Consider the following 26,981-nt stretch of genomic DNA (forward strand, 5'->3'; position numbering starts at 1 on the left):
CGTGATGGCCCGGTCTTTGTGAGTCTCTGTCATTGGTCTGCTCCGCTACCTTGGTTGACGATGGGTTCTCATCATCGCTTATTGTGCCCGCTCGGGGTGTGTTGGAGGAGCGGGGCGGACCATTCCATTACTGTAGGCTGCGAACACGGAGCCGATGTTACTGGAATCCGATCCTGCTGGGCGGACGTAGGTAGCCTTGATGATGTGCTGAACCACCGGGCTGGCTGACGGCGGACTCGAGGGCGCCGGCGTCGCGGAGTCCGTCGGCGCCGCCCGATGTCGCGATCAGGCGCTGCTGTAGGACGAGCACCTCGGCAAGCGCGAGAAAGCGCATCAAGCGAGTCGGCGATAGAGTTCGCGATTCTTCGCCAACACGTAATCCGTGGCCTCGTCGATGTTGGTGCCAGGCTGCTTCAGGAGTTGATCGATGAACTCGACCAGCAGTTGCTCTGGCTCGCGCCCAACACTGCGCGCCCGCTCTCGGAACGCCTGTGCTTTGGTGTCGTCTAGATCCAGCGTCATTGTGGTCATCTTGAACCTCTCATCTGGGCGGCGATCAGTCGTTTCGGTTTCTGCTTGGGAGTGAGTTAGACAGGCTCAGCAAGGGCCTTGTTGATGAACCGCGCCAAGATGTCGGCATAGTCGTCGGTATTGGCGAGTTCATGCCCACCACGTGGCAACTTGACGAACTGGCTCTTGCCCGAGAAGCGCCAAGTGTCTTGTGGATCGACCACCTCATCGTCTTTGGCACAGAGGATCAGGCCGGGGACCTCGCTGTTGAGCCATTGGTCTTCAAAGGGCAGGTATTGGTTGGCCTGATCAAGCGTCCACTCGAAGCTGGCCTCAACATCGAAGCGTTGCAGTGTGCCGGTGTTCTGCGACAAGGTTTGCGAGGGATGCAGCGCCGGATTCAGCGCGATCCAGGGGCGTTCTAGGCGACAGCCGAGATGTCGCGCCCAGAAGCCGCCTAGACTGGTGCCGACGAACAGATCCGGCAGTGGCGCCTGTTGCGTCAGTTGGTGAAAGGCGTGCAGGTAATCCGCTGGCCGATAACGGCCCTCGGTGCTGAGGCACTGCACCTGATGTCCAAGCCCGCGCAGCAGCGCGACCTTTGGGCTATTCGGCTTCGGGCCGCTGGCAAAGCCATGCAGATAAAGGATGTTGGCCATGGTGATCTCCGGTTGCGTGAGGAGTGGGCTGAGCAGGACGGCAGATGATCAGGCCGTATCAGAATCCCAGGGCTCGAAGCGACGCCCATCGACATGAAAAGCGACGAAGTCCCCGCGGTGGGGATCGCGGTTCCAGAACAGCCCGATCACCAGGCTCAGCGGCTCGCGGAAATAAGTGCTGCCGCTCTCCTCCTCGCCGTCATAGATCGGCGGGTCGAGCACCTCCAGCACCACGGCTGGGGTGCCATAAGCCGGCGCGCGCCGATTGCGCAGCCCGGGCTTCCAGCACACCAGTTCGCTAGGCTGGAACGCATGGGTCATGTTGAGGGCGGCATAGCGCTCTAGGAGCACGGTCCCGAGATCGCCGTCGAGCTCATGCAGGAGGGCATCCAGTGACTCATCTTGCAGCAGACTGTGTGAGGCGTCTTCGTTGAGGCCGATGCGATTGAGCAGTTCGCGGGAGGAGAGCGGGCGATCGGGTCGTGACATGGGCGGTACCTCGGTCAGTCGGTGAAGGGTCTATTAAACCCCAACCATACGACATGGACTGTCCGACCCCGGGAAGGGCGAGAATAAGGACTCAAGGAGTGTGACGAGAGGGGGCCTGGGTCGATTTGATGTCCGCCAGCATGCTGCATACTGATGATTGCCGATGTCCCCGCCGGACTGAAGGCTTGAGATGCCGAGCCGCGGCTAACGCGCTAAGCGCGCAAGGCGCGACTGGTAGCGCCGCATCACCAGCCGATGGGCGACAGCCTGGGTGAGGATGTAGAGGTACCAGGGGATGGCTGGGGCGTAATCATGGATCGCGGTCATGGTGTAGCGCCCATCGAGCAGGGTCTGGAACTCGAACCGGGCGCGACCCTCGCCGGGGCGGGCGAGCAGGCCGCCGGCGATCTCGTAGATTTGACGCTCTGGCGTGCTCTCTCTGGTCATGTGCCGCAGCCTGAGCATCCGCAGGCGCGGCAGCCGCGACCAGACCTCGACATGGCCGTCGTCGTCGACCTGGCTTCGCACCAATGGCCAGCAGCAGTCGCCGAGCCAGCGGAAATAGTTGCCGGCGAGCCAGGCGGCGTCCTGGCCAGGCGGTTGGATGGCGCGCTGGATCGAGCGCACCAGGGATTGCTCGCGCATGACCTCGCGATCCTGCTCCTTGAGGCGTTGCCGAGGGCTCGGCAGCAGGCGCCTAGTGGCTGGGTCAATACTGGCCTCGAGCGCGGCGCGAAAGCCCAACGCTTGCGGCTCGATGGCCTGTTGCACCGGGTTGTCGCGCATCCGCGTATCCTGCGGCAAGCTCTCGACGATGGCGCCGACCATGGCTGCCGGTGCGCCGCTGATCGCGCGCGCCGTCAGCGACGCGAGCCCGACCGGCAGCACCGGCACCTTGACGAAGCGCCGTCGCAGGCCGAGTGCAGCGGCGGTCTCGCGCAGCATCGCCTCGTAACTGAGCGACTCAGCGCCGCCGATGTCGAAGGCGCCACGAAATCGCTCGGGCTGTCCGAGGCAGTGGAGGATGGCTCGCAGCAGGTCGGAGAGTGCGATTGGGCGGGTTACGGAGCCAGCCGCAGGTGGCAACAGCAACAGGGGCAAGCGCCGCACCAGGTCGAGCAGCAGCCGGGGGCCGGTACCGCCGGGACCCATCACCAGACTGGCGCGAAGTGCCGTGACCGGCGTACCCCTGGAGCCCAGCACCATCTCGACCTCGCGCCGACTCCAGAGCAGCGGCGAGAAGCGGAAGCTCTCCGGCATCACGCCGCTAACGAAGACGATCTGCTTGACGCCGTTGGCGGCGGCTGCGCGGGCGAAGTTGTCGGCCAGAACCAGATCCATGTCTCGCGGGCTTGCCTGAGTCAGGCGGGAGGAGGGGGCGAGGGAGTGCACCAGATAGACCGCATAGTCGATGTCGGCAAGCCCGTCGACCAGTGCGCTCGAGCAGAACAGGTCGCACTGCCGCCACTGGATGAGCCCTGCTGGATCGGGCGTTTGCGCTCGCGCCGGCGAGCGCGTCAGGGCGATGACCTCGAAACGCTCGGCGAGCAGTGGACAGAGGGCGGTGCCGATAAAGCCGCTGGCGCCGGCGATGGCGATGCGGGGTCGCGCGGGGTGATCGGTCATGAAGGAGGCAGGTGCATTAGCGTCGTTGGCGCTCAGGTGTGCGCGGATGAGTGCCATTTTAGCGCGATCAAGGCCGAGCATCGGCCCAACGAAGGGGCATTGGCTCGGCGACAGAAGCGGCGTCGCGTTCGATCAGAGCCCCGTCTGTCGGCTGAGGAGCTGAGTGGAGCTTGAAAACGGCGTTCGACTCGCAAACTCATGGGCTGGCGACGCCGTGCTCGGATGGCTCGCATCTGCAAGAACCTAGGTCAGCTAGTAACGGAGACCCGTCGATGATTTCTAACGAGATGGCCTCGCGCATCAACGCGCAGATCAACCGAGAGCTGTTCTCAGCCTATTTCTATCTTGGTCTGTCGGCCCAGGCCGAAAGCAGTAATCTGAACGGTACGGCAGCCTGGTTCATGGCGAAGCATGGCGAGGAGATGACCCATGCGTTGAAGATGTACCGCTACCTGCTCGATCAGGATGCCACCGTGAAGCTCGAGGCGGTCTCAGCGCCGCCGGCACAGACCGCTGGGATCATGGATATGTTCGAGCGCACGCTGAGTCATGAGCGCAGCGTCACCGGCGCGATCAACGACCTCGTCGATCATGCTGCGCACGAGAAGGATCATGCGACGCATATCTTCTTGCAATGGTTCGTGACCGAGCAGATTGAAGAGGAGGCGACCGTTAACGATATCTTGGGCCGCCTGCGGTTGTTTGGCGACCAAGGGCAGGGGCTGCTGATGATCGACAATGAGCTTGCGGCCGCGGCCAAGAAGATTAGTGCGACCGCGCCGGCGGCCTGATCCCTCAACACTCAGGCGCCGATCATGCCCAAGAAAAACGGTAAGTGCTGCAAGAAGTATAAAGAGGGTAAGCGCTGCAAGAACTGCCCCAAAAAGGTCGGTAATCTCAGTTCCGTCTTGTTGGTCTTGCTTGCCTCGGTCTTCACAGCAGTGCCAGTCGCAGCGGCAACGGGCGATGCGACAGATGATTGGCCGGAGGACTGGCCCGACGAGTTTGACCTCGCTTCGCGAGTCGCTTTGGTTAACGAGGGTGAGCTGGAGTTCATCCCGTCGGCGGCGGCCGACGGCGCCCACTATCATCGCAACCGGATTGCGATCACCGAGGCTAGCCTAGATCTCGGTTGGGTCGAGCTGACCCAATGTCACGAGAACATCGACCCAGTGCATGCTGCGCAGATTCTGTTTAGGGTTGACGGCATTCGCGATCTCGCCATCGAGCGCAGTCGCAATATCGGCCGCGCCTGGGTCGAAGGTCATAGCGTGCAGCTCGAGGATGTTGGCACCGACGCGGAGCTCTGTATCCGGGCTCAGAGTCGTGCCCTACAGTCGCTTGGGGATGGGCTGTTCAGACTCCGAAATGGCCCTTACATGCGCCGATTCTTGGATGGCTACTATCCAATGCGCGTTGCGCTGAGTATCGACTATCCCGGCCAGCGTCTGCGCCTGGTCGGGCAGACCCCGGAGAATCAGGCGGGTTTCAGCGTCGATCGTACCCCGAACAGGCTTCAGGTGGATGCCACCTTTGAAGGGCGGCTCATCACCTGTTTCGATTTCTGTGAGCGTGACGACGACACCTGTGGTGGCATGGCCCCGGCCTGCATCCCGCAGGTTGACCCTCCATCGACCGGCGCTCATTGATGCTGATCACTTACTCGGACTTGACCCTCGAGCTGGCGTTGTCGGGCTCTGCGGGGGGCTTGCTGATCGGCTATCACCTGATCCACTTGCTGGAGGTTCGCTATTGGCCGGCAAGGACGTCACTCGGCCGGAATAATCGTGCTCGGGCTCGCTGGGCCTCGAACGTCATGGCGCGTGGGGCTGACATCCTGGCGGTGCAGACGCTGCGCAACTGGACCATGGCGGCCACCTTCTTGGCCTCGACTGCGATTGTGATCGGACTCGGAATTCTCAGCTTTGCCCTGACCTATGAGGGCCTTGATCAGCTCAATAACATCTTCCACATTGCCGGTATTCGCAGCCATAAACTGGCGGTGATTAAGGCCTTGCTGGTCGTGCTCGTCTTCCTGATCGCCTTCGTCAGCTTCTCGCTTTGCGTGCGCTTCTATAATCACGCTGCTTTCTTGCTCAACCTGCCACGCGACGACCAAGAATTGCCACTCGACTCCGATGCCGCGATTCGTGCGCTCAGTCGCGGGGCGAGTGCCTACAACCTTGGGATGCGCTGCTACTACGTCGCGATCCCGCTAGCGCTATGGCTACTCGGGCCAATCTGGTTCTTGGCCGGCGCACTCGTGATGACGATGCTGATCTACCGGCTCGATCACGGACTCGGCTGATCTGGCTCTTTCTTCCTTTGCGCCTCTGCGTCTCTGCGCGAGCCTCTTCTTGCCAGGTCACAACATCACGCAACCTCATGTCGAGGCCGACCCCTGGCTCGCTGAGAGACGTCGGCTGCGACTTATTGAGCATCTGTGCCCGGCGCCTTAGGCTAGGACCTCTTGGGTCACGAACAGGTAGCCGATGGAGACCGTGAGCACAACGACGGCAAAGTAAGGCATCAGAATACAGACGCCGGGAAGGTCGTTGCAGTGGCGACTCAGTCGGCAAAGTTTGCAGTTCTTCACTGGTACATCATCTCCTCGTCATCGCTGGCGATTGCCGTACGGGTACCGGTCGACTTGACCTCGACAAGTATCCTACTAATCGCCTAGGTATTGGCAATCAAAAATATTTTATCGCCCATGAAATTTTACTTCGGTTCCAGGCGATTGATGTTCCAGTCATGACGCTCGATGTTTCAGGCTCGAAGGCGCCGAAGCCCCCGTTTGGCGCCCTCTGGCTGGTTATGGGTGCTTCATAGCGCCAGCGATTTCAGATAAGTGCGGAACGTATCGCCAAGCTCTGGGTGTTTTAGGGCGAGTTCGACGGTCGCCTCAAGGTAGCCTTCTTTGCTGCCGCAGTCGTAGCGCTTGCCTTCGAACGGATGGGCAATCACGGTCTCTTCTTCAAGCAGTGCCGCAATCGCATCGGTCAGCTGGATCTCGCCGCCGGCGCCAGCCTGGGTCTGTTCGAGCTTGTCGAAGATCGCTGGTGTGAGGAGATAGCGGCCGACGACGGCGAGGTTCGAAGGGGCATCTTCGGGCCTCGGCTTCTCCACGATCGAGGTCACCCGTAGGGTGCCGTCGGCCTGTTCTTCCGTTTCGACGATACCGTATTTGTGGGTCTCATTGGGCGGCACTTCTTCGACACTGAGGATGCTTGCACCAGTGCGTTCGTGCAGTTCGGCCATCTGTTCGCAAACGCCCTTAGCGGCATTGTCGATGAGGTCGTCGGCAAGCAGGATCGCGAACGGCTCATTGCCGACCACCGGCTTGGCGCAGAGCACCGCGTGTCCGAGCCCGAGGGCTTCCGCCTGACGCAGATAGATGCAGCTGACGTGCTCTGGCAGGATGGTACGGACGATATTGAGTAGCTTGTCCTTGCCGGCCGACTCGAGCTCGGACTCGAGCTCGGGTGACTTGTCGAAATGATCCTCGATCGAGCGTTTGTGACGGCCGGTGACGAACACCAGCTGCGTCGCTCCGGCCTGTTCGGCCTCCTCGGCGGCATACTGAATGAGTGGTTTGTCGACGATGGGCAGCATCTCTTTCGGGCTGGCCTTGGTCACCGGGAGGAAGCGCGTACCGAGGCCGGCGACGGGGAAGACAGCTTTATTGATCTTGGCCATGAGGGCTCCTGTCGTAGGGTTAGTGACTGTGAAACAAGCGCTGCATCCTTTGCGGTGGCGGGATGCGACGTGCCGTAGCCTGCGCTCGCAGCTCCAGCGCTGATGTCAGCCTGGGGCAAGAAGGGGTGCCGCAAGCTCGTCTTGTATCGCGAGCAGGGCGGCCATGGGATCATCCGCGGCGGTGATGGGGCGCCCGATGACCAGATGATCGGCGCCGGCAGCAATGGCCTGGCTGGGGCTCATGATGCGCTTCTGGTCGCCGCTGATCGCCTGGACCGGGCGCACGCCGGGTGTGACGAGCAGAGACTGCGGGCCGAGCGTCTGGCGCAGTGCCGCGGCTTCGAGTGGTGAGCAGACGACGCCATCGAGGCCCGCTTGGGCGCTGAGTGCAGCGAGGCGTTCGACCCGTTCGAGGGTGGTGCCGGGGCAGCCGATATCGGCGAGGTCGTTGTGATCAAGGCTGGTCAGCAGGGTGACGGCGATGAGTAAGGGTGGCTTCTGCGCACGCTCGAGACGTTCACGCGCGGCCTGCATCATGGCGAGACCGCCGGAGGCGTGGACGTTCAGCATCCAGACCCCGAGTGCGGCGGCGGCGGCGCAAGCGCCGGCGACGGTGTTCGGGATGTCGTGGAACTTGAGATCGAGAAAGACATCGAAGCCGCGCCCGACCAGCTGTTCCACCACGGCCGGGCCGGCGCTGGTGAACAGCTCCTTGCCGACCTTGACTCGGCAGTGTTGCGGGTCGAGCTGGTCGGCGAGCGCGATGGCTGCGGCGGCGGAGGCGTAGTCGAGGGCGACGATGATGCGGGTGTCTGCAAGGGCTGGCATCGGTGATCCGTTGGGTCGCGTGCGTTGGCGTGATCGGTGTCTGTTGCGGCTGACGGGTTAACGTGAATCGCGCGCAATTCATTTACCGGGGTTGCGCGGCGCCAAGAGCGTTAGGTTAACCGCCGACGCCGGCGGTTAGGCTTTGCGCTAGGCCGCCCGGCGGCGTTAGCAACTGTGCGGCGACCGCCTTGATGCTGCCCCAATGTTTGCAGCTCGGGCACTGCCAGTGCAGGGCGCGGGCCTCGAACCCGCATTGGTCGCAGCGATAGCTTGGCCGTGCGGCGACCAGGTGGCTGATCACCTCGAGCAGTTGTGCGTCGCCTTCCGCCGCTTGCTCCGGAAACCGAGACAGCCGCAGCTCGAGCAGCCGCTCGGTGCCGACCAGGTCAGCATGGGTGCCGAGGTAGTCGTTGAGAAAGTCTAGGGCGGCCTTCGGGCCATGTTCGCGCTCGATTGCGCGCGAAAGCTCAAGCATTAACGGTGGCGACGGATGGGCCGCGAACAGGTCGCCGAGCTCCTTGGCAACGCCTTGGCGGTTGAGTCGCTCGCAGCAGTGCAGCAGCGCTGGCAGCATGGCCGGCAGGTAATCGGGGCCGCGCCGCGCGAGATGTCGATACAGCATCAACGCGGAGTTCGGGTCGCCACCATCCATCTCCATCTGCGCCTGGATCATGGTCGCGCGGATGCAATTGGGGTCCACTGCCTGCGCGTCGAGCAAATGCGCGCGCGCCTCGTCACGGCGGGCGTGTCGCAGGTATTCGTCGGCTAACTCGCAGTGATAGTGGGCGATCTCGGTCTGCATCGGTCGGTCGGAGCGCCGCCGCAGTTGATCCGCCGTCTCGAGACAGCGCCGCCAATCCTTCTCCGCCTGATAGATCTCGATCAGGCTGCGTAGCGCGCGCCGATCTTGCAGGCCTTGCTCGACCAGTTCCAGAAACAGGCTCTCGGCCCGGTCGAACAAACCGGCGAGCATATAGTCGCGTCCGAGCTCGTAGAGCGCGTAACCGCGCTGGGCGTTGCTCAGGTTTTCACGGGCGACCAGATTTTGGTGGATGCGGATGGCGCGATCCACCTCTCCACGGCGCTGGAACAGGGCACCGAGCGCAAGATGCGTCTCCGCGGTCTCACCATCGACCTCCGCGAGCTTCAGAAAGACGTCGATCGCCTTATCCGGCTGCTCGTTGAGTAGATAGTTGAGGCCGCGGAAAAAGACCGGATCTCCACTACAACAGCTGCCCTCGGTGCGGCGTCGCGAACCGCCGCGCCACGCGAGGAGCCAGCCAGAGGCGGCCGCGATCGGTAACAATAGGAAAAGCCATTGCATCAGATGCCAGCTGCTGTCGGCGTTCTCGGCAAAGCCAGGCCTCTTTACGGTGACTTAAACAACCTCTAATGATACAGAGAACCTCGAAGGGTCGCATGCAGACTCGTGCAGGCCGTCCAGCGCTGGCGTGCCTGTGGCTCTGCGCCGACGTTTACAGCTGGGCTCGATGGCCTTACGGTGGTCCCCTGTCCGGCGGAAGAGGCCACCGCTGGCCAGCGCCGAGTCTTCGGCTGGTCTTCAACGCGAGAGCGTTTGGCCGCCATCCACCTCGCAGTCGATGCCCTTGGGGTGTCCGACCCTTAGAGTGTCTGACCCTTAATGTGTCTGACCCTTAGTGTGTCTGAACGGAGTGTTTGTATGGGACAGTTTAACGACAAAGTCGCGCTGGTGACCGGCGCCGCTGGTAATCTTGGTCAAGCCCTGTGCGCGGCGCTGGTGAGCGAAGGGGCGCGGATCGCCATGCTGGATATCAGCTCGGAGGGACTCGTCAAGGCGAGGTCTGCGCTGCCAGATGGTGCTGAGATCGAGCTCTTCCCCACCGACCTGCTCGCAAGCAAAGACGTCGAGCGCACCATTTCCGCTGTCAAGGGACGTTTCGGCCGCATCGACATCCTCGCGAATGTGGCTGGCGGTTTCGCGATGGGGCCGCCGCTGCACGAAACCGATGATGCTACCTGGGATCGCATGCTCGATCTCAACCTGCGCAGCGTCTTTCATTGCTGCCGGGCGGTGGTGCCAGTCATGCTCGAGCAAGGCCAGGGCAGCATCGTCAACGTCTCGGCGCGGGCCGCGCTTGCGGCTAAAGGCCATATGGGGCCTTACTGTGCGGCCAAGGCAGGTGTTGTGGCACTCACCGAAGCGCTGGCTCAGGAGCACAAGCAGGGTGGAATCAGGGTGAATGCGATCCTCCCGGGTACGGTGGATACCCCCGAGAACCGCGCCGCGATGCCAGACCAAGATCATTCGCGCTGGGTACCGCCGGCCGCGCTTGCCGATGTCATGGTCTTTCTTGCCTCTGACGCAGCGCGATGCGTCACTGGAGCTGCTGTGCCGGTCTATGGCCGGAGCTAGGGGGCGATGCACCTGTTATACCTATCCATGATGCCTTGGCGTTTGCTTAGCTCAACCGCGCTGTCGAGCTTGCTCGTCCTGTCCTTGGCCTCGGCGCTGCTTGCACCACAGCAGGCACGAGCCCAAGCCTCGCTCGATGAGCAGACGCAGCAGCTCATCGTCAACGCGGTCGAGGCCGCCTTCGAGCTCGACCTCTACAACAATCGCTGTCGGCAAGATCGCTCTGGGCGCCGGACTGAGAATCTGAATAAGATTCTGGCAAGCGGTTTTCGGATGACGGTGCTCGATGCGCAGGACGACCTCTTCCCCGAAGGCTACTATCGTGACGCGCAGGCGCGCATGAGGGAGGATTTTCTTGCCCGCATGCGCGAGATGGGCGGCTGCTCGGGCGCTAAGGAGGCCAAGCTGCGTGATGAGCTGCGCGAGCGCTATGAAAAGGCGATCGCTGAGCTCGAGGCGTTTCCTTAGCGCTAGTTTTCTCAGCGCTACCTGATTTGCGCAGCCGGTTTCCGAGCCCCAGTTGAGTGAGGCGATAGATGGCGACCATTGATCCTGGGATCGATCCCGGTTCGGAAGAGCGGCCACATGTGCTGATCGTCGACGATGTGTCAGAGAACATCGAGGTGCTCGCCGCTGCCCTTGGCTCCGAGTGTGAGGTGTTCTTTGCGATGTCGGGCGACGAGGCCATCGAGATCGCCTCGAGCCTGCGTATCGATTTGATCCTGCTCGACATCATGATGCCAGATGTCGACGGCTATGAGGTCTGCCGTCTTCTCAAGCTCGATCCGCGGCTCGCCGAGATCCCGGTGATCTTCGTCACCGCGAAAACCGATATCGAGGATGAAGCGAAGGGCTTCGAGGTCGGCGGTGTGGATTACATCACCAAACCGATCAAACGACTGCGGGTTCGGGCGCGGGTCAGCACCCATCTTCAACTGAAGGCGAGTCGCGATCGTTTGCGAGCGCTGGCCCAGGTCGATAGTATTGCCGGGGTGGCGAACCGCGCGACCTTCGATAGTCTATTAGAGCGCGAGATCAAGCGCGCTGAACTCGAGCAGATGCCGTTATCGTTACTGCTGATTGGGATCGACGATTTTGGCGCCTTGGTGGATACCAGAGGACACCTCGCGATCGAGTCCTTGCTCGAGCGTGTTGGACAGGGGCTGGCTGAGCAGGCGCGGGGGGCACTCGATTTCTGTGCGCACTTTGGCGGCCCCCAATTTGCGATCATTCTGCCTCAGCAGGGTGCCGAGACGGCGTTAAACCGTGCTGCCGCTGTAGTCGACGCAGTGGCGCAGCTTGGGCTCAAGGGGTGTGACCCTGGGCAGCCAGTGACAGCGAGTGTGGGCGGGATTACGGTCGAGTTTGCGCTGATTGAGTCTGATCAGCGCATTGGTCCTCATGACCTCGCCTTAGCGGCCACGCAGGCGCTTGAGCAGGCTGCGAACAGTGGTTGCGGCCAGCTTTGGCTGCAGCGTTGGGAGTCAGCGGTGTAAGTTTCATGGACCTGAGAGAGGGACTTCAACATGATCCGGATCTATCTGAACTTGCTGGGCATCCTCCTGCTGATAGTCCTGCTAGTATCCGCGCCCAGTTGGGCGGTCGAGGTGCCGCCTACTGAAGTGTCCTCAGACCCTCGGGTCTCGCCATTGCTCGTCTCGGGCGAACAGGCCCAGTACAGCACCGTTGGGCATCTGCAACTGTTGACCGATCCTGACGGTGAGCTTGGCATCGATGATGTGCGCGCTTTGGATGCGGCCAAGGCCTTCGCTCCGGTGCGTGCTGAAATGGACAGTCTTGGTTTCGATCGCCGCGTGCATTGGGCGCGCCTACAGATCGACAACCGGCTCGATCGTTCACAGACCTACTTCCTTGAGCTGGCCTATCCACTGCTTGATTCGGTCATCGCTTATGTTGATGGCCCAGATGGATTAACGCGCTATCAAACCGGTGATCGTGAGCCTTTTGCGACGCGCCCGGTGATGACGCGGACCTTTCTGTTCCCACTGGACCTGCAGCCGGGTGAGCCGGTCACCGTCTATCTCCGGGTTGAGACGACCGGCTCGCTGAACCTGCCGATTGAGCTGCTCTCGCGCAACGGCGCGTTCGAGCGCATGGCGACCGAGTACTTTGTTTTAGCGCTCTACTATGGAGCGCTGCTGATGTTGGTGGTCTACAACATTTACCACTCCAGGCGCCTCCGTGATGTCAATGCCCTCTATTATGCGGTCTTTGTCAGTCTCTACGTTGCCTTTCAGCTCGGGCTGAGTGGAATCTCATTTCAGTTCTTTTGGCCCAATCATCCTTGGTGGGGTAATGTCAGCCTGCCGTTCTTCCTTTCAGCGGCCTACCTGGCAGGGGTCTTGTTCACCCGTTCGATCTTGGATACTGCCACCAATGCGCCAGTCATCCACCGCATCCTTGGTGGTCTCCGTTGGCTCGCTGTGATCGGCATGCTGCTGGCCTTGATTGGGCCCTATGACATCGCGGTTCGGTTTGCCGTTGCGCTGGTCTTTAGTGTCACTTTGTTCATCGTTGTTGGCTTTAAAGTCAGCTTTCAGGGTTTTCGGCCAGCGATGTATTATTCGTTTGGCTGGACCGTCTTGCTCGGCTTCATGGTGATCTATGCACTGAATGCCTTTGGCCTGTTGCCGACCACCTTTATCACCACCTGGGCGACGCAGATCGGCTCAGGCCTGGATGCGGTGATCCTGGCCTTTGCGATTACCGATCGCTTCTATCTGCTGGAGGAGCAGCGTCGCAAGAGGCAAGCCAGCGCTGCAGACGCGATCAAGGAGGAGAACGCCGGCCTCGAGTCCCAGGTGCGGGCAACACTGAAAGATCTTCGTCAGTCCAACGAGCGGCTGCGCGCCGAGGCCGAGGTACGACGGCGCGCAGAAGAGAAGGCCGAGGCGGCTAACCGCGCTAAATCGGAGTTCTTGGCCAACATGAGCCATGAGATCCGAACACCGATGAATGCCATCGTTGGCTTCATTCACCTGCTCGAGAGCAGCAGGCTGAATTCGGCCCAGCGCGACTATGTGGCCAAGGCCGAGCGCGCCGCGCGGGTGCTGATGCACCTGATTCGGGATCTGCTCGATTTCTCGAAGATCGAGTCCGGACGGCTCGAGTTGGAACGCACCGCCTTCAGCGTCAGTGCCTTGGTCGATGAGGCGCGTGACCTGGTGGAGCTGAGCGCTGTCAACAAAGGCCTAGAGCTGGAGATCGAGCAACAGGGAGGAGACGACTGCTGGGTGTTTGGCGACGAAGCGCGCCTGCGGCAAGTGTTGGTGAATCTGCTCAACAATGCGATCAAATTTACCGAGGTTGGAAAGGTCAAGCTCGAGCTGCGCTGCGAGCCTCTCGCCAATGACTTGGTGCGATTGGCCATTGCCGTGACCGATACCGGCATCGGTATTCGCGACGATCAGCGCGAGCGGTTGTTCCAGCCGTTTACCCAGGCCGATGCCTCGATCACCCGGCGTTTTGGTGGCACCGGACTCGGCCTGGCCATCTGCCGACGCTTGGTCAATCAGATGGGTGGGGAGATCGAACTGAGTAGCCAGCTCGACGTCGGCAGTCGCTTTGCGTTCGAGCTGACGCTGGATGCGGCATCGCCGAGCGAGCGTTCCCGCCCGGCTGTGATCGAGCCACCCGCGGATGACGCCTTATCGGGCTTGCAGGTGTTGTTGGTTGAGGATCAGCCGCTGAATTACGAAGTCGCTTCGGCGATCCTCCGGCGAGCGGGTGCTGAGGTTTTGGTTGCCGAGTCCGGCGCGGCGGCGCTCACGCTGCTCGGCGAGCGCGGATGTACTGCCATCGATGCCATCCTGATGGATCTGCAGATGCCGGAGATGGATGGCTACGAGACCGCCCGAGCGGTGCGTGCGCTGCCTGGCTGCGCAGCTCAGCAGATTTTTGCGATGACCGCTCATGCCACCGATGCAGAGCGCGAGCGTTGTCGTGCGGCGGGCCTGGATGGGCACCTGAGTAAGCCGATCGAGCGCTCAAAGCTGATCGCGGCCTTGCAAGGATTGCGGCCGGAAGGAGCAGCTGATCGAGCGGGGAGGAATGCGGGCCTTGATGCCGATCAAGCCAACGGTGTGCTAGCAATACAAGACGGTGGGTCGGGCGCTGGTGCGCTGGATGCTGCTAAGGCGAGTGTTGTGCAGGCGGGCGCTCGGCCGATGGATGAGCTTGGCCCGGGCCTGGATCCGATTGACGATGACGTTGCTGGTCATCTTGATCGCCTGCGCCGTTTTGCCGAGCGATTTTCGGGTCATCCTGCTGAGATCCGCGCGCGACTTGATGCGGGCGACTGGGAGCAGTCTAGGGCGGCGGCGCACGCCTTGGGCGGTGTTGCGCTGACGCTCGGCATGCCACAGGTTGGCACCCTAGCGAAAGAGATCGAGCGCCGCATCGCCCAGGCTGATGGGTCGGGGCTTGCGCGTTTTCCGGGACTGCTGGCGGAGCGACTCGGGGCGCTAGAGGCCGCCTTGGTCGAGGTGTTGGGCTCGATCAGGAACTTGGCTGCTCGACCCGAGTTGAGCCTTGAGGCTGGGACGCCAGAGGGTGGTCGTTCCGAGCCGCTTGATAGGGATAACTTTCGTTTAGCGCTGAAGCGGCTCGATGCGCTGTTGGCAGCGCACAATTTGCGTGCTCGGGCGGAGGTTGAGGCACTGGCGCGGCGGGTCATCGACCCTCGCTCTAGCAACCAGCTCGACGCCGTTTTGCAAGCGGTGCGGCGCTTCGATTTCCGATCCGCGCGCGCGGATGTCTCCGCGCTGCAAGAACAGCTCGAGCGGACCACAGAGCGATGAGCCGAAAACCGGTGGTCGCTATTCCCATCCGCGCCGATGCTCGCTTAAGCTGATAGGCTCTAGTCGCGATTCCTACTTTGCGCCGATGTCCATCTAAGCTGATGACCCCAGCCCCAGAACGGCCGTTGACCGCTCGGTCGAGTGGGCACCACTCGCCGCCTCGGAGCCCATGAAGTCATGATCTCGTCTCTAAACAGTCCCGCGACCGATGCTCTAGAGCTCGACGCGGATGATGCGAAGCCGAGCCGCAGCCAGATTAAGCGCGAGCATCTGGCCTTGCAGAGCCTCGCCGAGCAGCTCTTGGCGCTACCGCGCAGGCTGCTCGAGGAGCTCTCGTTCAGTGAGCTGACCCGGGTGGCCATTAACGAGACTGCGCGCATCAAGGATCAACGCGCATTGCGTCGCCACTACAAGCGCATCGCCAACTGTCTGGCGCGCGAGAACACCGAGCCTTTGCAGGCCCTCTTGGCACAGCGTGAGGCGCAGGCGCGCGCTGCCACGGCACGCCAACATGAGGTCGAGCGCTGGCGGGAGCGCCTGATTGAAGAGGGCGACGAGGCCCTCGCGGAGCTGATCTCAGCCTATCCGGAGGTGGACCGCCAGCAGTTGCGCAGCCTGGTGCGCGCTGCTCAGCGCGATGCCGAGCGTGGGCGTCCAGAGGCGCCGCGGCGCCTGTTTCGGCAGCTCCGGACGCTGCTCGATGCCCATCAGCAGTAGCGCTGGGAGCCGTTTCGGCTTGTTTTCCGGCTGAGCGTGGCCCGAGCTATCGTCAGGCTTTGAAAATCGGCTCCAAAACCCCATACTCGCGCGGTTATACCTCCGTTGCTTGGTGAGTGAGATCATGCCTATCTACGCGTATCGCTGCGAAGAATGCGGCCACGAGCTGGATGCACTGCAGAAGATCAGTGATCCGCCGTTGACCGATTGCCCGGCTTGTGGTGCCTCGGCCTTGACCAAACAGATCACGGCCGCCGCTTTTCGGCTCAAGGGCAGTGGTTGGTACGAGACCGACTTCAAGAAGGACAAAGATAAACGCAAGAATCTGCATCAGGATGCGGAGCCGAGCAAGGATAAGTCTGCGGCTGATAAGCCCAAAGAGAAGCCAGCCGCGGATGCGAAACCCAAGACTCAGTCTGATGCACCGGCGGCTAAGCCCGTAGCAAAGGAATCGCCGAAGCCGAAAGCGGCGGCGGCTGGCTCCTGATTAGCCGTCTGAAAACCGAATCACGACGGCCGCCTAGTTGCACGCCTGAACCCTTGCTTGCGTAGGGGTTCGGGTGCCGTTATCTTGTTCGGTTTTTTCGGGCGGTGTTCACCGCCCGCATTCCGCTGGCTGGGCTCACCGGTTGGCAGGCAGTTAACGGGGATCGGACGCTATGCGCAGTCATTATTGCGGTGAGCTTGAGAGTGGGCTCATCGACCGTGAGGTCAGCCTCTGCGGTTGGGTTCATCGCCGGCGCGATCACGGCGGTGTGATCTTTATCGACCTGCGCGATCGTAGCGGTCTGGTCCAGGTCGTTTTCGACCCGGACCGCGCCGAGATCTTTGCGCTCGCCGAGCAGGTCCGTAGCGAGTACGTGCTTGCCGTCACTGGCCGCGTGCGCAGTCGGCCCGAGGGCACCGAGAACCCGGATCTGCCGACCGGCGAGGTCGAGGTGCTCGGCCTGTCGCTACAGGTGCTGAACGCGGCCGAGACGCCCCCATTCCAGCTCGATGAGCATGGCGCCGACACCTCAGAGGAGGTTCGGCTGCGTTATCGCTACATCGACCTGCGCCGCCCGGAGATGCAAGATCGCCTGCGCCTACGCAGCCGCATCACCCAGACCCTGCGCAACTTCCTCGATGCCGAGGGTTTTCTCGACATCGAGACGCCGATCCTGACCAAGTCGACCCCCGAGGGCGCGCGCGACTATCTAGTACCGAGCCGGGTGCATCCAGGCGAGTTCTATGCGCTGCCGCAGTCGCCGCAGCTGTTCAAGCAGCTGCTGATGATGTCGGGGATGGATCGCTACTATCAGATCGCGCGCTGCTTCCGTGATGAGGACCTTCGCGCTGATCGTCAGCCCGAGTTCACCCAGCTCGACATCGAGATGTCATTTATGGATGAGGATCAGCTCACGGTGCTGATGGAGCAGATGGTGCGCGAGTTGTTCAAGAGCGTGCTCGAGGTCGATCTGCCCGATCCGTTCCCGCGCATGACCTATGCCGAGGCGATGCGCCGCTATGGCTCCGATCGGCCCGACCTGCGCGTGCCACTCGAACTGATCGATGTCGCCGATCTGATGGGCGAGGTCGAGTTCAAGGTCTTCGCTGGTCCGGCGGCTGATCCAGAGGGCCGCGTTGCAGCGCTGCGTCTGCCCAAGGGCAGCGAGCTGACGCGCAAGGAGATCGATGAATACACCAAGTTCGTCGGTATCTATGGCGCCAAGGGGCTGGCCTACATCAAGGTCAACGACTGGAACGCGCAGGGTAGGGAAGGGCTGCAATCGCCGATCCTCAAGTTCCTGCCCGACAGCGCGGTTGAGGGCATCATGGCGCGCACCGGCGCTGAAGACGGCGATCTGGTGTTCTTCGGTGCCGATAAGGCGACGGTGGTCAATGAGGCGCTCGGCGCACTGCGGGTCAAGCTCGGCCATGATCGCGGCCTGCTCGAGGGCGATTGGCAGCCGCTCTGGGTAGTCGACTTTCCGATGTTCGAGAAGGAGCCACACACCGGCCGCTGGACCGCGCTGCACCATCCGTTCACGGCGCCGAAGGAAGACCAGCTCGACAGCCTCGAGACCGATCCGGGCGCCTGCCTGTCACGCGCCTATGACCTGGTGCTCAACGGCACCGAGCTGGGTGGCGGCTCGATCCGTATCCATCGCGAAGACATACAGCGCAGCATCTTCCGGCTACTGAAGATCAGCGATGAGGATGCCAACGACCGCTTTGGCTTCCTGCTCAATGCGCTCAAGTACGGCTGCCCGCCGCACGGCGGCATCGCCTTCGGGCTCGACCGGCTGGTGATGCTGATGACCGGCAGCCACTCGATCCGCGATGTGATGGCGTTCCCGAAGACGCAGACCGCCTCCTGTCTGCTCACCGATGCGCCATCGGCGGTGGACGAGGCCCAGCTCAAGGAACTGGCGCTGCGGATCAAGCTGCGGGCTTGAGGCTCGGTCTCGGTACGCTGCTTGCGCAGTCAACCAGATCGCGCTGCCGGTGAAAGCGCTCGATCGGTCTTGTTGAAGGCCGATGAGCCTCGGCCAAGGGGAGATCTCTAGGATCTCCAATCGATGCATGGATCTGCACCACGGATCGACCCCGGTGCACAGGGAGAGAAGACGGAAGGATCTGTGTGGCAATCGCCTAAATTGACCGCCTTCAACGGTGTGAGAGCAACCGGCCATGAGCGCGAAAGAGACCTTGAAACGTCCGATCTCAGTCTTGGTGGTGGTGTTCAATACCGCCGGTGAGTTCATGCTGCTCAATCGCGTCAAGCCGAGCGGCTTCTGGCAGTCGGTGACCGGCAGCCTGATGCCGGGTGAGTCGCCGCGCAATGCCGCGCTGCGCGAGCTGAAGGAGGAGACCGGGCTGCTCGGCGCCTCCGGTCTGATCAATCTGCGCCAATCGCGCCTGTTCCCGATCATCCAGCCGTGGCGCCAACGCTATGCACGGGGCATCTGCTTCAACCGCGAGCACTGGTACGCGCTGCGGCTGCCGTACCGACGGCACATCCGCATCAACCCCGCGGAGCACAGCGATGTGCTTTGGCTGCCGCTCGAAAAGGCCTTGGAGCTGGCTGGCTCCTGGACCAATCGTGAGGCGATGCGGCTGTTAGCGATGCTTTGCCAGCGCGACGCCATTGCCTTCAACGCGGCCTAAAAGATGACACAAAGATGCAGAGCCCCGATCAAGCACCGTGATCGAGCATAGCGATCGGCTCGGAACGCATGAAATTTCCCTACGGCTTAAGCAACTTCGGCAAGCTGAGGCGGGAAGGCTATTGGTACCAGGATCGCAGCCACCGCATCGCGCAATTGGAAGATGCCGGCGATCAGCTGATCTTCCTGCGCCCGAGGCGCTTCGGCAAAAGCCTGCTGCTGTCGATGCTCGAGCACTACTATGATCTGAGACGTGCAGACGAGTTCGAGTCGCTGTTCGGCGATCTCAAAATCGGTCAGGCGCCGACACCGCTGCACAACCAGTTCTACATCATGAAGTGGGACTTCTCGCTGGTGTCTGCGCACGGCGAGGTCGGTGATATCGAACAGGCTCTGCACGACCACCTCAACGACTGCGTCAAGGCCTTCATCGCGCACTACCGCGGGCACTTCTTGCCGAGCCCGATCGAGATCGATCCCGACAATGCCCTGTCCTCCTGGCGCTCAGTGCTCAGCGTGGTGCAGCAGACCCCGCACCGGCTCTATCTGCTCATCGACGAATACGACAACTTCGCCAACGAGGTGCTGATGGCCGAGCGCGACGGCAGCCAGTCGCGCTATGAGTCACTCCTCTACGGCGAGGGTCTGCTCAAGACCGTCTTCAAGGCGGTCAAGGCCGCTGCCGGTGGCATGGGACTGGATCGTGTGTTTATCACCGGCGTCTCGCCAGTCGTCTTAGGCGATATGACCAGCGGCTACAACGTCGCCGAGCATATCGATCTTCAACCCGACTTCAATGACCTCTGCGGCTTTACCGAGGCCGAGATCGCTGCCTTGCTCGAGCGGCTTGCAAACGAGGTGGCGCCTGCATCCAGTGCCGTCACGAGCGCGCAGACCGAGGCCACAACCGCAGCGACCGCCAACAGCAACGCTGCGACCTGGTCAACTGCGCAAGCACTGACGACCATGCGCACCTTCTACAACGGCTACCGCTTCAGCGAAGAGGCCGATGAGCGCCTCTACAACCCGACCCTGAGCCTCTACTTTCTCAAAGCCCTGCAGCGCCGACGGCAACCGCCGCGCCAGCTGCTCGATGACAACCTGGCAATGGACCGCAACAAGCTCAGCTACATTGCCGCACTGCCCGGTGGTGAAGCCTTGTTGGTCGCCGCCCTCAGTGGCGATGATCAGGTCGTGATCCCCGGGCTGACACAACGCTTTGGCATCGCCGATGTGCTGGCTGCGGTTAAGGACCAGTCGTTCATGGCCTCGCTGTTGTATTTTTTCGGCATCCTCACGCTGGGCGGTCTCACAGGGTTCAACGAAAACCAGCTGCGCATCCCCAACCTGGTGGCCCGCGCGCTCTACGTCGAGCGTTTGCGCGAGCGCTGGCTGCCTGATCCTCAGCTGCGCTCCGAGCTGCCCGCGCTGGTCCGTGCGCTTGGGCAGGGCGCCGACCTGGCGCCGCTGTGCGACTTCATCGAGCAACGCTACTTCGGTGTGCTCTCCAACCGCGACTACCGCTGGAGCAACGAGCGACTGGTCAAGTTCGCCTTCCTGACCCTGCTGTTCGAGGATCGGCTCTACATGGTCGTCTCCGAACTCGAGACCGAGCGCGGTTACGCCGATCTAGCGTTGATCGTGAGGCCTGATATGCGACGGTTTGCGGCCTTGGACCTGCTACTCGAGTTCAAGTATCTGAGCCTGAAAGACCTTGGGTTGAGCGGCGAGCAGGTGCGTGCCGAATCGCGCGAGGCACTTGCCGAGCGGCCAGCGGTTGCCGCCAAGCTGGATGAGGCCGCCGCGCAGGCGCGTGACTATGGCGGCACCCTCATCCAACGTCATGGACTCAGCGATCTGCGCGCCTTTGCGTTGGTCGCGCTGGGCTTTGAGCGCCTGGTCTGGCGGCAGCTGTCTTGATTCGATGTGTTAGCCGCGTAGCATGACTGCGCAGCATTTGTTGCTTGTATCGACGATGCAAGGAAAGCCAAGTCAATCCAATCCAAGGAAATCCAAGGAAAGGCAAGGCAAGGCAATCCATATCAACGCTTGATCAATGCGCCTATCTGGCGCAGGGCGCCCGGCACGGTGCGAACACCATCAACGACCCATTTGAACCAGCCTTCCTCGCTCAGGCCGCGCTCGAGCTGTTTTTGTCGAGCGGCGGGCAAGGCCGCGGCGACAGTTGCCCATAAGCCATCCAGATTCCACGGCGGCTCGTCTGGTGGGACGGCAACAATCACGCTTCGTGCAGCGGGGATCGTCAGGGCTTGCGCGGCAGCCTCCAGCGCCGCACGCATGTTGGCCTCCTTCGGTCGTACCCCGGTGATTGGATCGTAGGGTGGTGACCACTCTAGTGGTGGGTCGAGTCGATCGGCCTGGGTCGCGACCAGCACCAGCGGGATGGCACTCAGACGCGGATCACTGGTGGTCAGGGCGCGCAGGGCCGCGAGGCCGCGCTGATCGGCGGCACGATCGGCCCGGTTGGCCGCTGTTACCCAGAGGATCAGATCGCTCTCGCGTATCTGTTTCAGCCAGGACTCGCGCGGCATCTGCTCCAATCCCGGGCTGTCCACCAACACCAGATCGCCGACGCTGGGCTGTTCGAGATGATAGTGGACAAAGGTCTCCGAAGGCCGCGTCAAACCAATCGGCACCTGGGCGATACCCAGCAGCGCGTTCAGCAGGCTGGATTTGCCCACATTGCGTTGGCCGGCCAGCACAATGGTCAAGGGCGCGGGCGCTTGTGGCGACTTGGCGCGCGGCGTGGTCGCGAGCAGCTCATCGGCGCGGCGTCGGTAATGGCCGGCATAGAGACGGATGAACACCTCGCCGACCTCGCGCGCGAGAATCGCCGCAATCCGCGCCTTGGCCGCCGTGCCGAGCACGTTCACGGCCTTGGAGACAGCCAACCCCCGCACCTCGTAGAGGATGGCCGAGAGCGGGTTGACCCAGCGTAACGCCCGTGCCAGTCCCAACAACGGCGGCAGGGTACTGTTGCCGGTTTGATAGACATCCAGCATCAAACCGACCTTGATGTGGCGCATCACCGGGAAATTTCGGGTCAAGGCCTCGCGCAACGCACGCGCAAGCTCCTCATTCATCAGCAACACTTCCGCGAGTGTGAAGCGCAGCGCGGCTTTTGAGAACCCTAGGGCGAGTTGTTCGTCCCCCGGGTCGCTCGCCTTGTCGCTCGTTGGCTCGTCCGTCGTGTCGCTCGCCGTGTCGCTTGCCGTGTCGCTTGCTTTGTCGCTTGCTTTGTCGCTTGCATTGTTGCTCGTTGGCTCGCCCGCCGAGTCGGATTCGTCCGTCGGCTCGCTCGCTTGTTTACGGGCCTGCTTTTCGGCCCGCTTTTCGGCCCGCTTTTCGGCCTGCTTTTCGGCTTGCTCTCTGGCTTGTTGCAGCGCTTGTGCGCCTTCCGGCGTATAGGCGAAGGCAACGGCGTTGACGGTGCGCAACAGCAGATCGCGAATCGTCTCCGCTGTTTGCAGATCCTCCGCCCTGGCCTCGGCGACAATCCGCTCGAGTTCGACGCGCGCTTGTTGCTCGCCCGGCGCGGCATGCGGATTGCCGGGCGCGACCCGGATCTCATGCGCCTGTCTCTCATGCGCGCGAACTTTAGTCGCGCGTGTTCCCCAGCCATGCCGCACCAAGACCAGCGGGATCAGGGTAAGCGCCACGAGGCTGATCGGCCAATACCAGAACCAGCCCTGCTGCCAGAGAAACGCCAGCCCCAGCGGGAGCATCAGCAGGAAGGGCGCCGGCACCAGAACGATCACCAGTAGCTCGCGCCAATAGGCTCGAAGACTGTGGGTAATCTGTTTTAGCTGTTGCAAGCGTTTCAACGTCCTTGTTCCTTGTCCTTGCGCTCTTCATAACGCCGACGCGCATCTCGCAAGGCCTGCTGGTAACGCTCGCGCAGCACCTCATGATCCGGTTCGCGCCCGGCCGCGCGCTCGCTGAAGTAATACAGCGCCGCCTCGCCAATTGCCCAGGTGATGGCGAAGGTCCAGGCGGCCACCACTGCAGTACCCCAGCCCAGCCCGAGCTTCAGCCCCTGCTGGACAAGCCAACGGCCGCCGAAACCGAGCACGAAGCCGGTGCCCAGCGCGGCGACCAGCTCGCTCCATTGATCGCGCGTTGCCGGCTGCCCATAGCGGCGGGCGATCTGATTGACCATTGTGGCTTGCAGACTGGCCGAGCCCAAGCCGCCGATGATCGGCACCGGGACCGAGTTGGCCGCCACCGCCGCCATCGTCCAAGGCAGCATCACCTTGGTGCGCACCTGCTCCGCCTGCGACAGGTTGACCGACGCGCGCAGGCGCATCACCGTTTCCGGCAAGACCTGCTCCAGCACCTCCCACAGGCGTTGGGCACCATAGTCGCTGGGTGGCAGCGCCTGTTCCGGTCGCGTGAAATCCAGCGGCACGAACAGCGGCGGATGATGACCGGGCAGATCGGCGAACAGTTGCCGCTGCGCCAGCATGGACTGCCGGAGTTCATCGGGCAGACCGGGCAGCGCCCAATCGTTGTCGTCGCCAGTGAAGGGATAGGGCAGCAGGTGGCGGTCTTGACGGCGATAGCCATGATGCAGGCAGGTTTGCGCGACCAGCACCGGCCAGTCGGGATGCTCGGCGCGCAGCGGCTTGAGGACCGCGAGCACGTCTTCCAGCGCCAAGTCGTCGACCCGCGCCACGACCATGATCACTTGCGCTTGGGTACTGGCGTGGTGGAGATCGGCTGCCGGATCATCATCGGCGACATCACTCAGGCCGCGGGTGTCGAGAAAGCGCAGCACCGGGCGCTCCTCGGGGAAGGCGTACAGGCGCAGCTCCTTGGTCATCGGCACGAAGCCGTTGCCGATCTGGTCATGCGCCCGGCCGACGAGTTCGGCGACGATGCTGGTCTTACCGGCTTGGGTCTTGCCAAGCAGCCAGATGGTGGGTGCCTCGGCCCAGGCCCAAGCTTGGGCCTGGGCGATGCGCCTGCTCTGCTTCATCCGATCAAAGCTCCTCGTACAGGCTGACCCCGGCCGCTTCGATCCGATAGCCGGCATCGCCAAGCTCGTCCCTGAAGGGCTCGACGTGCATGCGGCCTTCGACCCAGACGGTGTCGAAGAGCGCGCCGACATAAGGCTGGTCCGCCGGTGTGGTCACCAGGATGGTCTGGTTTGCGGGCGGCGGTGGAACATGGATACAGGCGCCGAAATAGGGCACCAGTAGAAATTCGCTGATGCTGTCTTCATCGTTCTCCAAAGGGACGACGAAGCCGGGCAGGCGCACCAGACGATCATTCAGCGCCTCGACCACTGGCGCCTCAGCCCAGAGCGCCTTGAGCTTGTCCATCAGTTCCTGCGCACGCGGATCTTCGTCGCTCAGGTTCTCGGCGTCGTACTCTTCCATCAGTGCCTCTGGCTGCCAATCGGCGGGGATGAGGTCGTCCCAGGAGATCTCGACGGCGCTGCCATCCGGAGCTTCAAGCGCTAGCTCCTCTTTGCTGAGGCCCTCGTCGCGGTCATCGTCACCGCAGCCGCTCAGGAGCAGAAGAGGCAGGATGATCGACAAGCAACCGATCAGTCGCGCTGAGCGCGGCAAACTGAGCCAGGCGCGTGACGTTGGCATCTGTTGGGCGATCTTGCCCCTTGCCCTGTTGGCAGCGGCGGTGTTCGCCGAGGTGTGAGCCGTTGGATGCTGGCTCTGAGCTTGGGCTTGAACTTGAGCTTGAGCTTGAGCTTGAGCTTGAGCTTGGGCTTGGATGCGAGCTGGGCGATGCTGGGCTAGGTGTTGGTCCGGGCGCTGGGCAGGTTGCATGACAGGATGCCAGGCTAGGTGTTGGCTTGGAAACAGTGAGCGAATCATAGCAGGGCCTTCCTCGGGTAAAGCGAATGGAAGTCGGGCAAAAAAGCTCAGAGTCGCAATGCGAGTCCGCTGCTCAGTGAGATTCGGTAAGCACGCCAGCCAGGGATCAGCCCAACCAGCAGGCCGGTTGCAACGACTGCAGCCAGTAGCAGCCACTCGCGCAGCTTGGGCAGGCCGAGACCGAGCTGCAAGCCGAGCCGAGCCTCGATCAGCGGCTGACCGAGCGCGAACAGGGTCAACAGTAGGACGACGCCAGTCAGGATGCCGAGCAGCGTCAGCAGCAAGGCCTCGCCGATGATGAGCCCGAGGATCTGTGCCGGTCGCGCCCCGAGCGAACGGAGGATCGCCAGCTCGCGTCGGCGGCCCTCGAGCCCAATCAGCAGCGCCGTCAGCATGCCAATCAGGCCGACCAGAACGACGAAGGCGGAAACCACCAGCAGTGCATTCTCGGCCAGCCCGATCACCGACCAGAGTTCAGAGAGCGCGACTCCGGGCAGCACCGCGAGTAAGGGCTCCTGTGGATAGTCGTTGATGCGGCGCTGCAGCGCAAAGGTGGCGATGCGTGAATCGAGTCCGACCAGCACCGCGGTGATCGCCTTCGGCGTGAGATCCATGCGGCGCGCCCGCTCAGCGTCGATCTCAATGCCCCGCATCGGCGCGCCACCCTCCCAGCCGAGATGGATGGCCTCGATCGCCTCCAGGCTGACATGGACGCTACGATCGACCGGTGTGCCGGTGCGCTCGAGGATGCCGACGACCCGAAACGGCTTGTCCTCGTGGCGAGCAAAGCTCACATCGCCGGCGCCGTGGGCGATGACGATCTCGTCGCCGAGCCGGTAGCCGAGTTGGGTCGCGACCTCGGCGCCGAGCACGGCGTCGTAGAGATCAGCGAAGCGCTCGCCTTTGGCCAGCACCAGTGGCTTGTCGCGGCCGTAGCGATAGTGGTCGAAATAGGCGCTGCTGGTTCCCAACACCGGAAAGCCGCGATGCGAATCGCCGAGCGAGATCGGCACTGTCCAGGCCACGCGCGGCATTGCGGCGATCGCTTGATAGCTCTGCCAAGAAAGATTGTTGGTGGCGTTACCGATCCGAAACACCGAGTACAGCATCAGCTGCACCGGTCCGCTGCGCGCGCCAACGATGAGGTCAGTGCCAGAGAGGGTGTTGGCAAAGCTGGCTCGGGCCTCGGTGCGGATGCGCTCGACACCGAGAAGCAGCGAGACGCTGAGTGCGATCGAGAGCAGCGTCAGCAGGGCCGTGAAGCGGCGATTGAGCAGGCTTTGCAGGGCGAGTCGGAGGATGGCCATAGGCTGGTGTGGTGCGTTGCCCTGATCAGGGTCTTGGCGGTTGCTGTTCGGGCTGGCCCGCTTGCATCCCTGGCGCTGCTGCTGTCGCCGCCGTTGTTGCCGCTGCTGCTCTCGCCGCTGTTGTGGTTGCCGATGGCGCTGTCACCTCAGCCGCAACGACAGGCTCTGGCGCCGAGCGCGGCATCGGCGCTAATGGGTGATCGACCGCCCGATTCAGTTCTGGCAGCCGCAGGGTTCGATCAAACAGCCCCTCGAGACTGGCGTCGTGGCTGACGAAGACCAGCGTTGAGCCCATCTCGGCGCATTCAGCGAACAGCAGCTCGATGAAGGCGCGGCGGCGATCGGTGTCGAGCGAGGAGGTTGGCTCGTCGGCGATCAACAGCTCCGGCGAGCCGAGCAGCGCCCGCGCCGCAGCGACCCGTTGCTGCTGGCCGATACTGAGCTCGCTGACCGGCTGTCGCAGCAGGCCTGGTTGGTCGAGGTCTAGATGGGCGAGCAGGCGCTTAGCCTCGGCGGCCAGGCTTGGCGAGCGAGCCAAGGCTCGCTGGCGGCGGCGGTGCGAGAAACGCGCCGGCAAGGTCACGTTATCAATGATGCCGAGATAGGGGATCAGATTAAACAGCTGGAAGATGTAACCGATATGGTCGGCGCGGAAGCGGTCACGCGCTGCTGGGCTGAGCTGATCCAATGGTTGGCCCAGCACCTCGATGCGCCCCTGCTGCGGCGGGTTGACGCCGGCAAGGAGGCCGAGCAGCGTGCTCTTGCCGCTGCCGCTTGGGCCCTCGACGAACAGGCGCTCGCCAGCGGTGACCTCGAGTGCGTCGATCGCCAGGATGTCCGGTCCCTGCGCACGCCAACGAAAGCGCAGCTCATGCAACCTGATTACCGGAGTCATGACGGGTGGGTCTTGTTGGAGACTGACCT

27 protein-coding genes are annotated in these 26,981 nt (G+C 62.5%); 13 read left to right on the forward strand and 14 right to left on the reverse strand.

Annotated features, from left to right (window positions below; all coding sequences use genetic code 11):
• Positions 1-157: 157 nt before the first annotated feature.
• From CKO42_RS11075 to CKO42_RS11095, 5 genes are all read right to left on the reverse strand, one after another.
• Positions 158-334, reverse strand: a complete 177-nt coding sequence (locus CKO42_RS11075) for a hypothetical protein (protein WP_200243682.1) — start codon at positions 332-334, stop codon at positions 158-160.
• Positions 334-531 carry a hypothetical protein gene (locus CKO42_RS11080; protein ID WP_200243685.1) on the reverse strand — a complete coding sequence of 66 codons (198 nt, stop codon included), beginning with the start codon at positions 529-531 and terminating at the stop codon, positions 334-336. Before CKO42_RS11080 ends, CKO42_RS11075 begins: the two co-directional genes overlap by 1 nt.
• Before the next feature lie 56 nt (positions 532-587).
• Positions 588-1,169, reverse strand: coding sequence for a YqiA/YcfP family alpha/beta fold hydrolase (locus CKO42_RS11085; protein ID WP_200243688.1), 582 nt, complete (start codon positions 1,167-1,169; stop codon positions 588-590).
• A 48-nt stretch (positions 1,170-1,217) separates the two neighbouring features.
• Entirely contained in the window at positions 1,218-1,658 is a 441-nt protein-coding gene (locus CKO42_RS11090) for a hypothetical protein (protein WP_200243691.1), read from the reverse strand.
• Positions 1,659-1,862: 204 nt separating this feature from the next.
• The gene (locus CKO42_RS11095; protein WP_338034902.1) at positions 1,863-3,341 is read right to left on the reverse strand and encodes an NAD(P)H-binding protein; all 1,479 of its coding nucleotides are present in this window, start codon (positions 3,339-3,341) and stop codon (positions 1,863-1,865) included.
• A gap of 215 nt (positions 3,342-3,556) precedes the next feature.
• Here CKO42_RS11095 and CKO42_RS11100 point away from each other — a divergent pair, with 215 nt between their 5' ends.
• From CKO42_RS11100 to CKO42_RS11110, 3 genes are read left to right on the forward strand one after another with little or no spacing between them, the layout of a single operon-like run.
• Positions 3,557-4,075: a ferritin gene (locus tag CKO42_RS11100; protein WP_200243694.1), complete on the forward strand. Its 519-nt coding sequence runs from the start codon at positions 3,557-3,559 to the stop codon at positions 4,073-4,075.
• Between the two features lie 24 nt (positions 4,076-4,099).
• Positions 4,100-4,933, forward strand: a complete 834-nt coding sequence (locus CKO42_RS11105) for an alpha/beta hydrolase (RefSeq protein WP_200243697.1) — start codon at positions 4,100-4,102, stop codon at positions 4,931-4,933.
• Entirely contained in the window at positions 4,933-5,592 is a 660-nt protein-coding gene (locus CKO42_RS11110) for a DUF599 domain-containing protein (RefSeq protein WP_200243700.1), read from the forward strand. Before CKO42_RS11105 ends, CKO42_RS11110 begins: the two co-directional genes overlap by 1 nt.
• Positions 5,593-5,739: 147 nt before the next feature.
• On the opposite strand, the gene CKO42_RS11115 is transcribed toward CKO42_RS11110, so the two are convergent.
• From CKO42_RS11115 to lapB, 4 genes are all read right to left on the reverse strand, one after another.
• On the reverse strand, positions 5,740-5,880 hold the full coding sequence (locus CKO42_RS11115; RefSeq protein ID WP_200243701.1) for a hypothetical protein: 141 nt from the start codon (positions 5,878-5,880) through the stop codon (positions 5,740-5,742).
• 230 nt (positions 5,881-6,110) lie between these two features.
• A complete protein-coding gene (galU, locus tag CKO42_RS11120) occupies positions 6,111-6,983 on the reverse strand; it encodes a UTP--glucose-1-phosphate uridylyltransferase GalU (RefSeq protein WP_200243702.1) in 873 nt (290 codons plus the stop codon).
• 105 nt (positions 6,984-7,088) lie between these two features.
• Positions 7,089-7,811, reverse strand: coding sequence for an orotidine-5'-phosphate decarboxylase (gene pyrF / locus CKO42_RS11125; protein WP_200243703.1), 723 nt, complete (start codon positions 7,809-7,811; stop codon positions 7,089-7,091).
• Between the two features lie 115 nt (positions 7,812-7,926).
• Positions 7,927-9,135, reverse strand: a complete 1,209-nt coding sequence (gene lapB / locus CKO42_RS11130) for a lipopolysaccharide assembly protein LapB (protein ID WP_200243705.1) — start codon at positions 9,133-9,135, stop codon at positions 7,927-7,929.
• A 357-nt stretch (positions 9,136-9,492) separates the two neighbouring features.
• On the opposite strand from lapB, the gene CKO42_RS11135 reads away from it, so the two are divergent.
• From CKO42_RS11135 to CKO42_RS11175, 9 genes are all read left to right on the forward strand, one after another.
• Positions 9,493-10,206 (forward strand): SDR family NAD(P)-dependent oxidoreductase, encoded by a 714-nt coding sequence (locus tag CKO42_RS11135; RefSeq protein WP_200243706.1) that lies wholly within the window; start codon positions 9,493-9,495, stop codon positions 10,204-10,206.
• A gap of 6 nt (positions 10,207-10,212) precedes the next feature.
• Complete coding sequence (locus CKO42_RS11140; RefSeq protein ID WP_242479311.1) at positions 10,213-10,674, forward strand: hypothetical protein; 462 nt, start codon at positions 10,213-10,215, stop codon at positions 10,672-10,674.
• Positions 10,675-10,742: 68 nt separating this feature from the next.
• The gene (locus CKO42_RS11145) at positions 10,743-11,702 is read left to right on the forward strand and encodes a response regulator (protein WP_200243711.1); all 960 of its coding nucleotides are present in this window, start codon (positions 10,743-10,745) and stop codon (positions 11,700-11,702) included.
• A gap of 30 nt (positions 11,703-11,732) precedes the next feature.
• Positions 11,733-15,026 carry a hybrid sensor histidine kinase/response regulator gene (locus tag CKO42_RS11150; protein ID WP_200243715.1) on the forward strand — a complete coding sequence of 1,098 codons (3,294 nt, stop codon included), beginning with the start codon at positions 11,733-11,735 and terminating at the stop codon, positions 15,024-15,026.
• A 177-nt stretch (positions 15,027-15,203) separates the two neighbouring features.
• Complete coding sequence (yjgA, locus tag CKO42_RS11155) at positions 15,204-15,743, forward strand: ribosome biogenesis factor YjgA (RefSeq protein WP_200243718.1); 540 nt, start codon at positions 15,204-15,206, stop codon at positions 15,741-15,743.
• Between the two features lie 124 nt (positions 15,744-15,867).
• Complete coding sequence (locus tag CKO42_RS11160; protein ID WP_200243720.1) at positions 15,868-16,230, forward strand: FmdB family zinc ribbon protein; 363 nt, start codon at positions 15,868-15,870, stop codon at positions 16,228-16,230.
• A gap of 172 nt (positions 16,231-16,402) precedes the next feature.
• On the forward strand, positions 16,403-18,181 hold the full coding sequence (gene aspS / locus CKO42_RS11165; protein ID WP_200243722.1) for an aspartate--tRNA ligase: 1,779 nt from the start codon (positions 16,403-16,405) through the stop codon (positions 18,179-18,181).
• A 235-nt stretch (positions 18,182-18,416) separates the two neighbouring features.
• Complete coding sequence (nudB, locus tag CKO42_RS11170) at positions 18,417-18,893, forward strand: dihydroneopterin triphosphate diphosphatase (RefSeq protein WP_200243725.1); 477 nt, start codon at positions 18,417-18,419, stop codon at positions 18,891-18,893.
• Positions 18,894-18,961: 68 nt separating this feature from the next.
• Positions 18,962-20,812, forward strand: coding sequence for an AAA family ATPase (locus CKO42_RS11175; RefSeq protein WP_200243731.1), 1,851 nt, complete (start codon positions 18,962-18,964; stop codon positions 20,810-20,812).
• A 122-nt stretch (positions 20,813-20,934) separates the two neighbouring features.
• Here the strand turns inward: CKO42_RS11175 and CKO42_RS11180 are convergent, their stop codons facing one another.
• The 3 genes from CKO42_RS11180 to CKO42_RS11190 are packed head-to-tail and all read right to left on the reverse strand — an operon-like array spanning position 20,935 to position 24,456.
• Complete coding sequence (locus tag CKO42_RS11180; protein ID WP_200243734.1) at positions 20,935-22,737, reverse strand: GTPase; 1,803 nt, start codon at positions 22,735-22,737, stop codon at positions 20,935-20,937.
• Positions 22,734-23,891 (reverse strand): YcjF family protein, encoded by a 1,158-nt coding sequence (locus tag CKO42_RS11185; protein ID WP_200243737.1) that lies wholly within the window; start codon positions 23,889-23,891, stop codon positions 22,734-22,736. The genes CKO42_RS11180 and CKO42_RS11185 overlap by 4 nt, the downstream gene beginning before the upstream one ends.
• 4 nt (positions 23,892-23,895) lie before the next feature.
• Positions 23,896-24,456, reverse strand: a complete 561-nt coding sequence (locus tag CKO42_RS11190; protein ID WP_242479312.1) for a DUF3299 domain-containing protein — start codon at positions 24,454-24,456, stop codon at positions 23,896-23,898.
• On the opposite strand from CKO42_RS11190, the gene CKO42_RS27945 reads away from it, so the two are divergent.
• Positions 24,446-24,571: a hypothetical protein gene (locus tag CKO42_RS27945; protein ID WP_274608906.1), complete on the forward strand. Its 126-nt coding sequence runs from the start codon at positions 24,446-24,448 to the stop codon at positions 24,569-24,571. The genes CKO42_RS11190 and CKO42_RS27945 overlap by 11 nt on opposite strands.
• A 226-nt stretch (positions 24,572-24,797) precedes the next feature.
• Here the strand turns inward: CKO42_RS27945 and CKO42_RS11195 are convergent, their stop codons facing one another.
• Positions 24,798-26,057 carry an ABC transporter permease gene (locus tag CKO42_RS11195; RefSeq protein WP_200243747.1) on the reverse strand — a complete coding sequence of 420 codons (1,260 nt, stop codon included), beginning with the start codon at positions 26,055-26,057 and terminating at the stop codon, positions 24,798-24,800.
• A 25-nt stretch (positions 26,058-26,082) separates the two neighbouring features.
• The gene (locus CKO42_RS11200) at positions 26,083-26,952 is read right to left on the reverse strand and encodes an ATP-binding cassette domain-containing protein (RefSeq protein ID WP_200243749.1); all 870 of its coding nucleotides are present in this window, start codon (positions 26,950-26,952) and stop codon (positions 26,083-26,085) included.
• Positions 26,953-26,981: the final 29 nt, after the last annotated feature.

Source organism: Lamprobacter modestohalophilus (genome assembly GCF_016583905.1).
Lineage (GTDB): Bacteria > Pseudomonadota > Gammaproteobacteria > Chromatiales > Chromatiaceae > Lamprobacter > Lamprobacter modestohalophilus.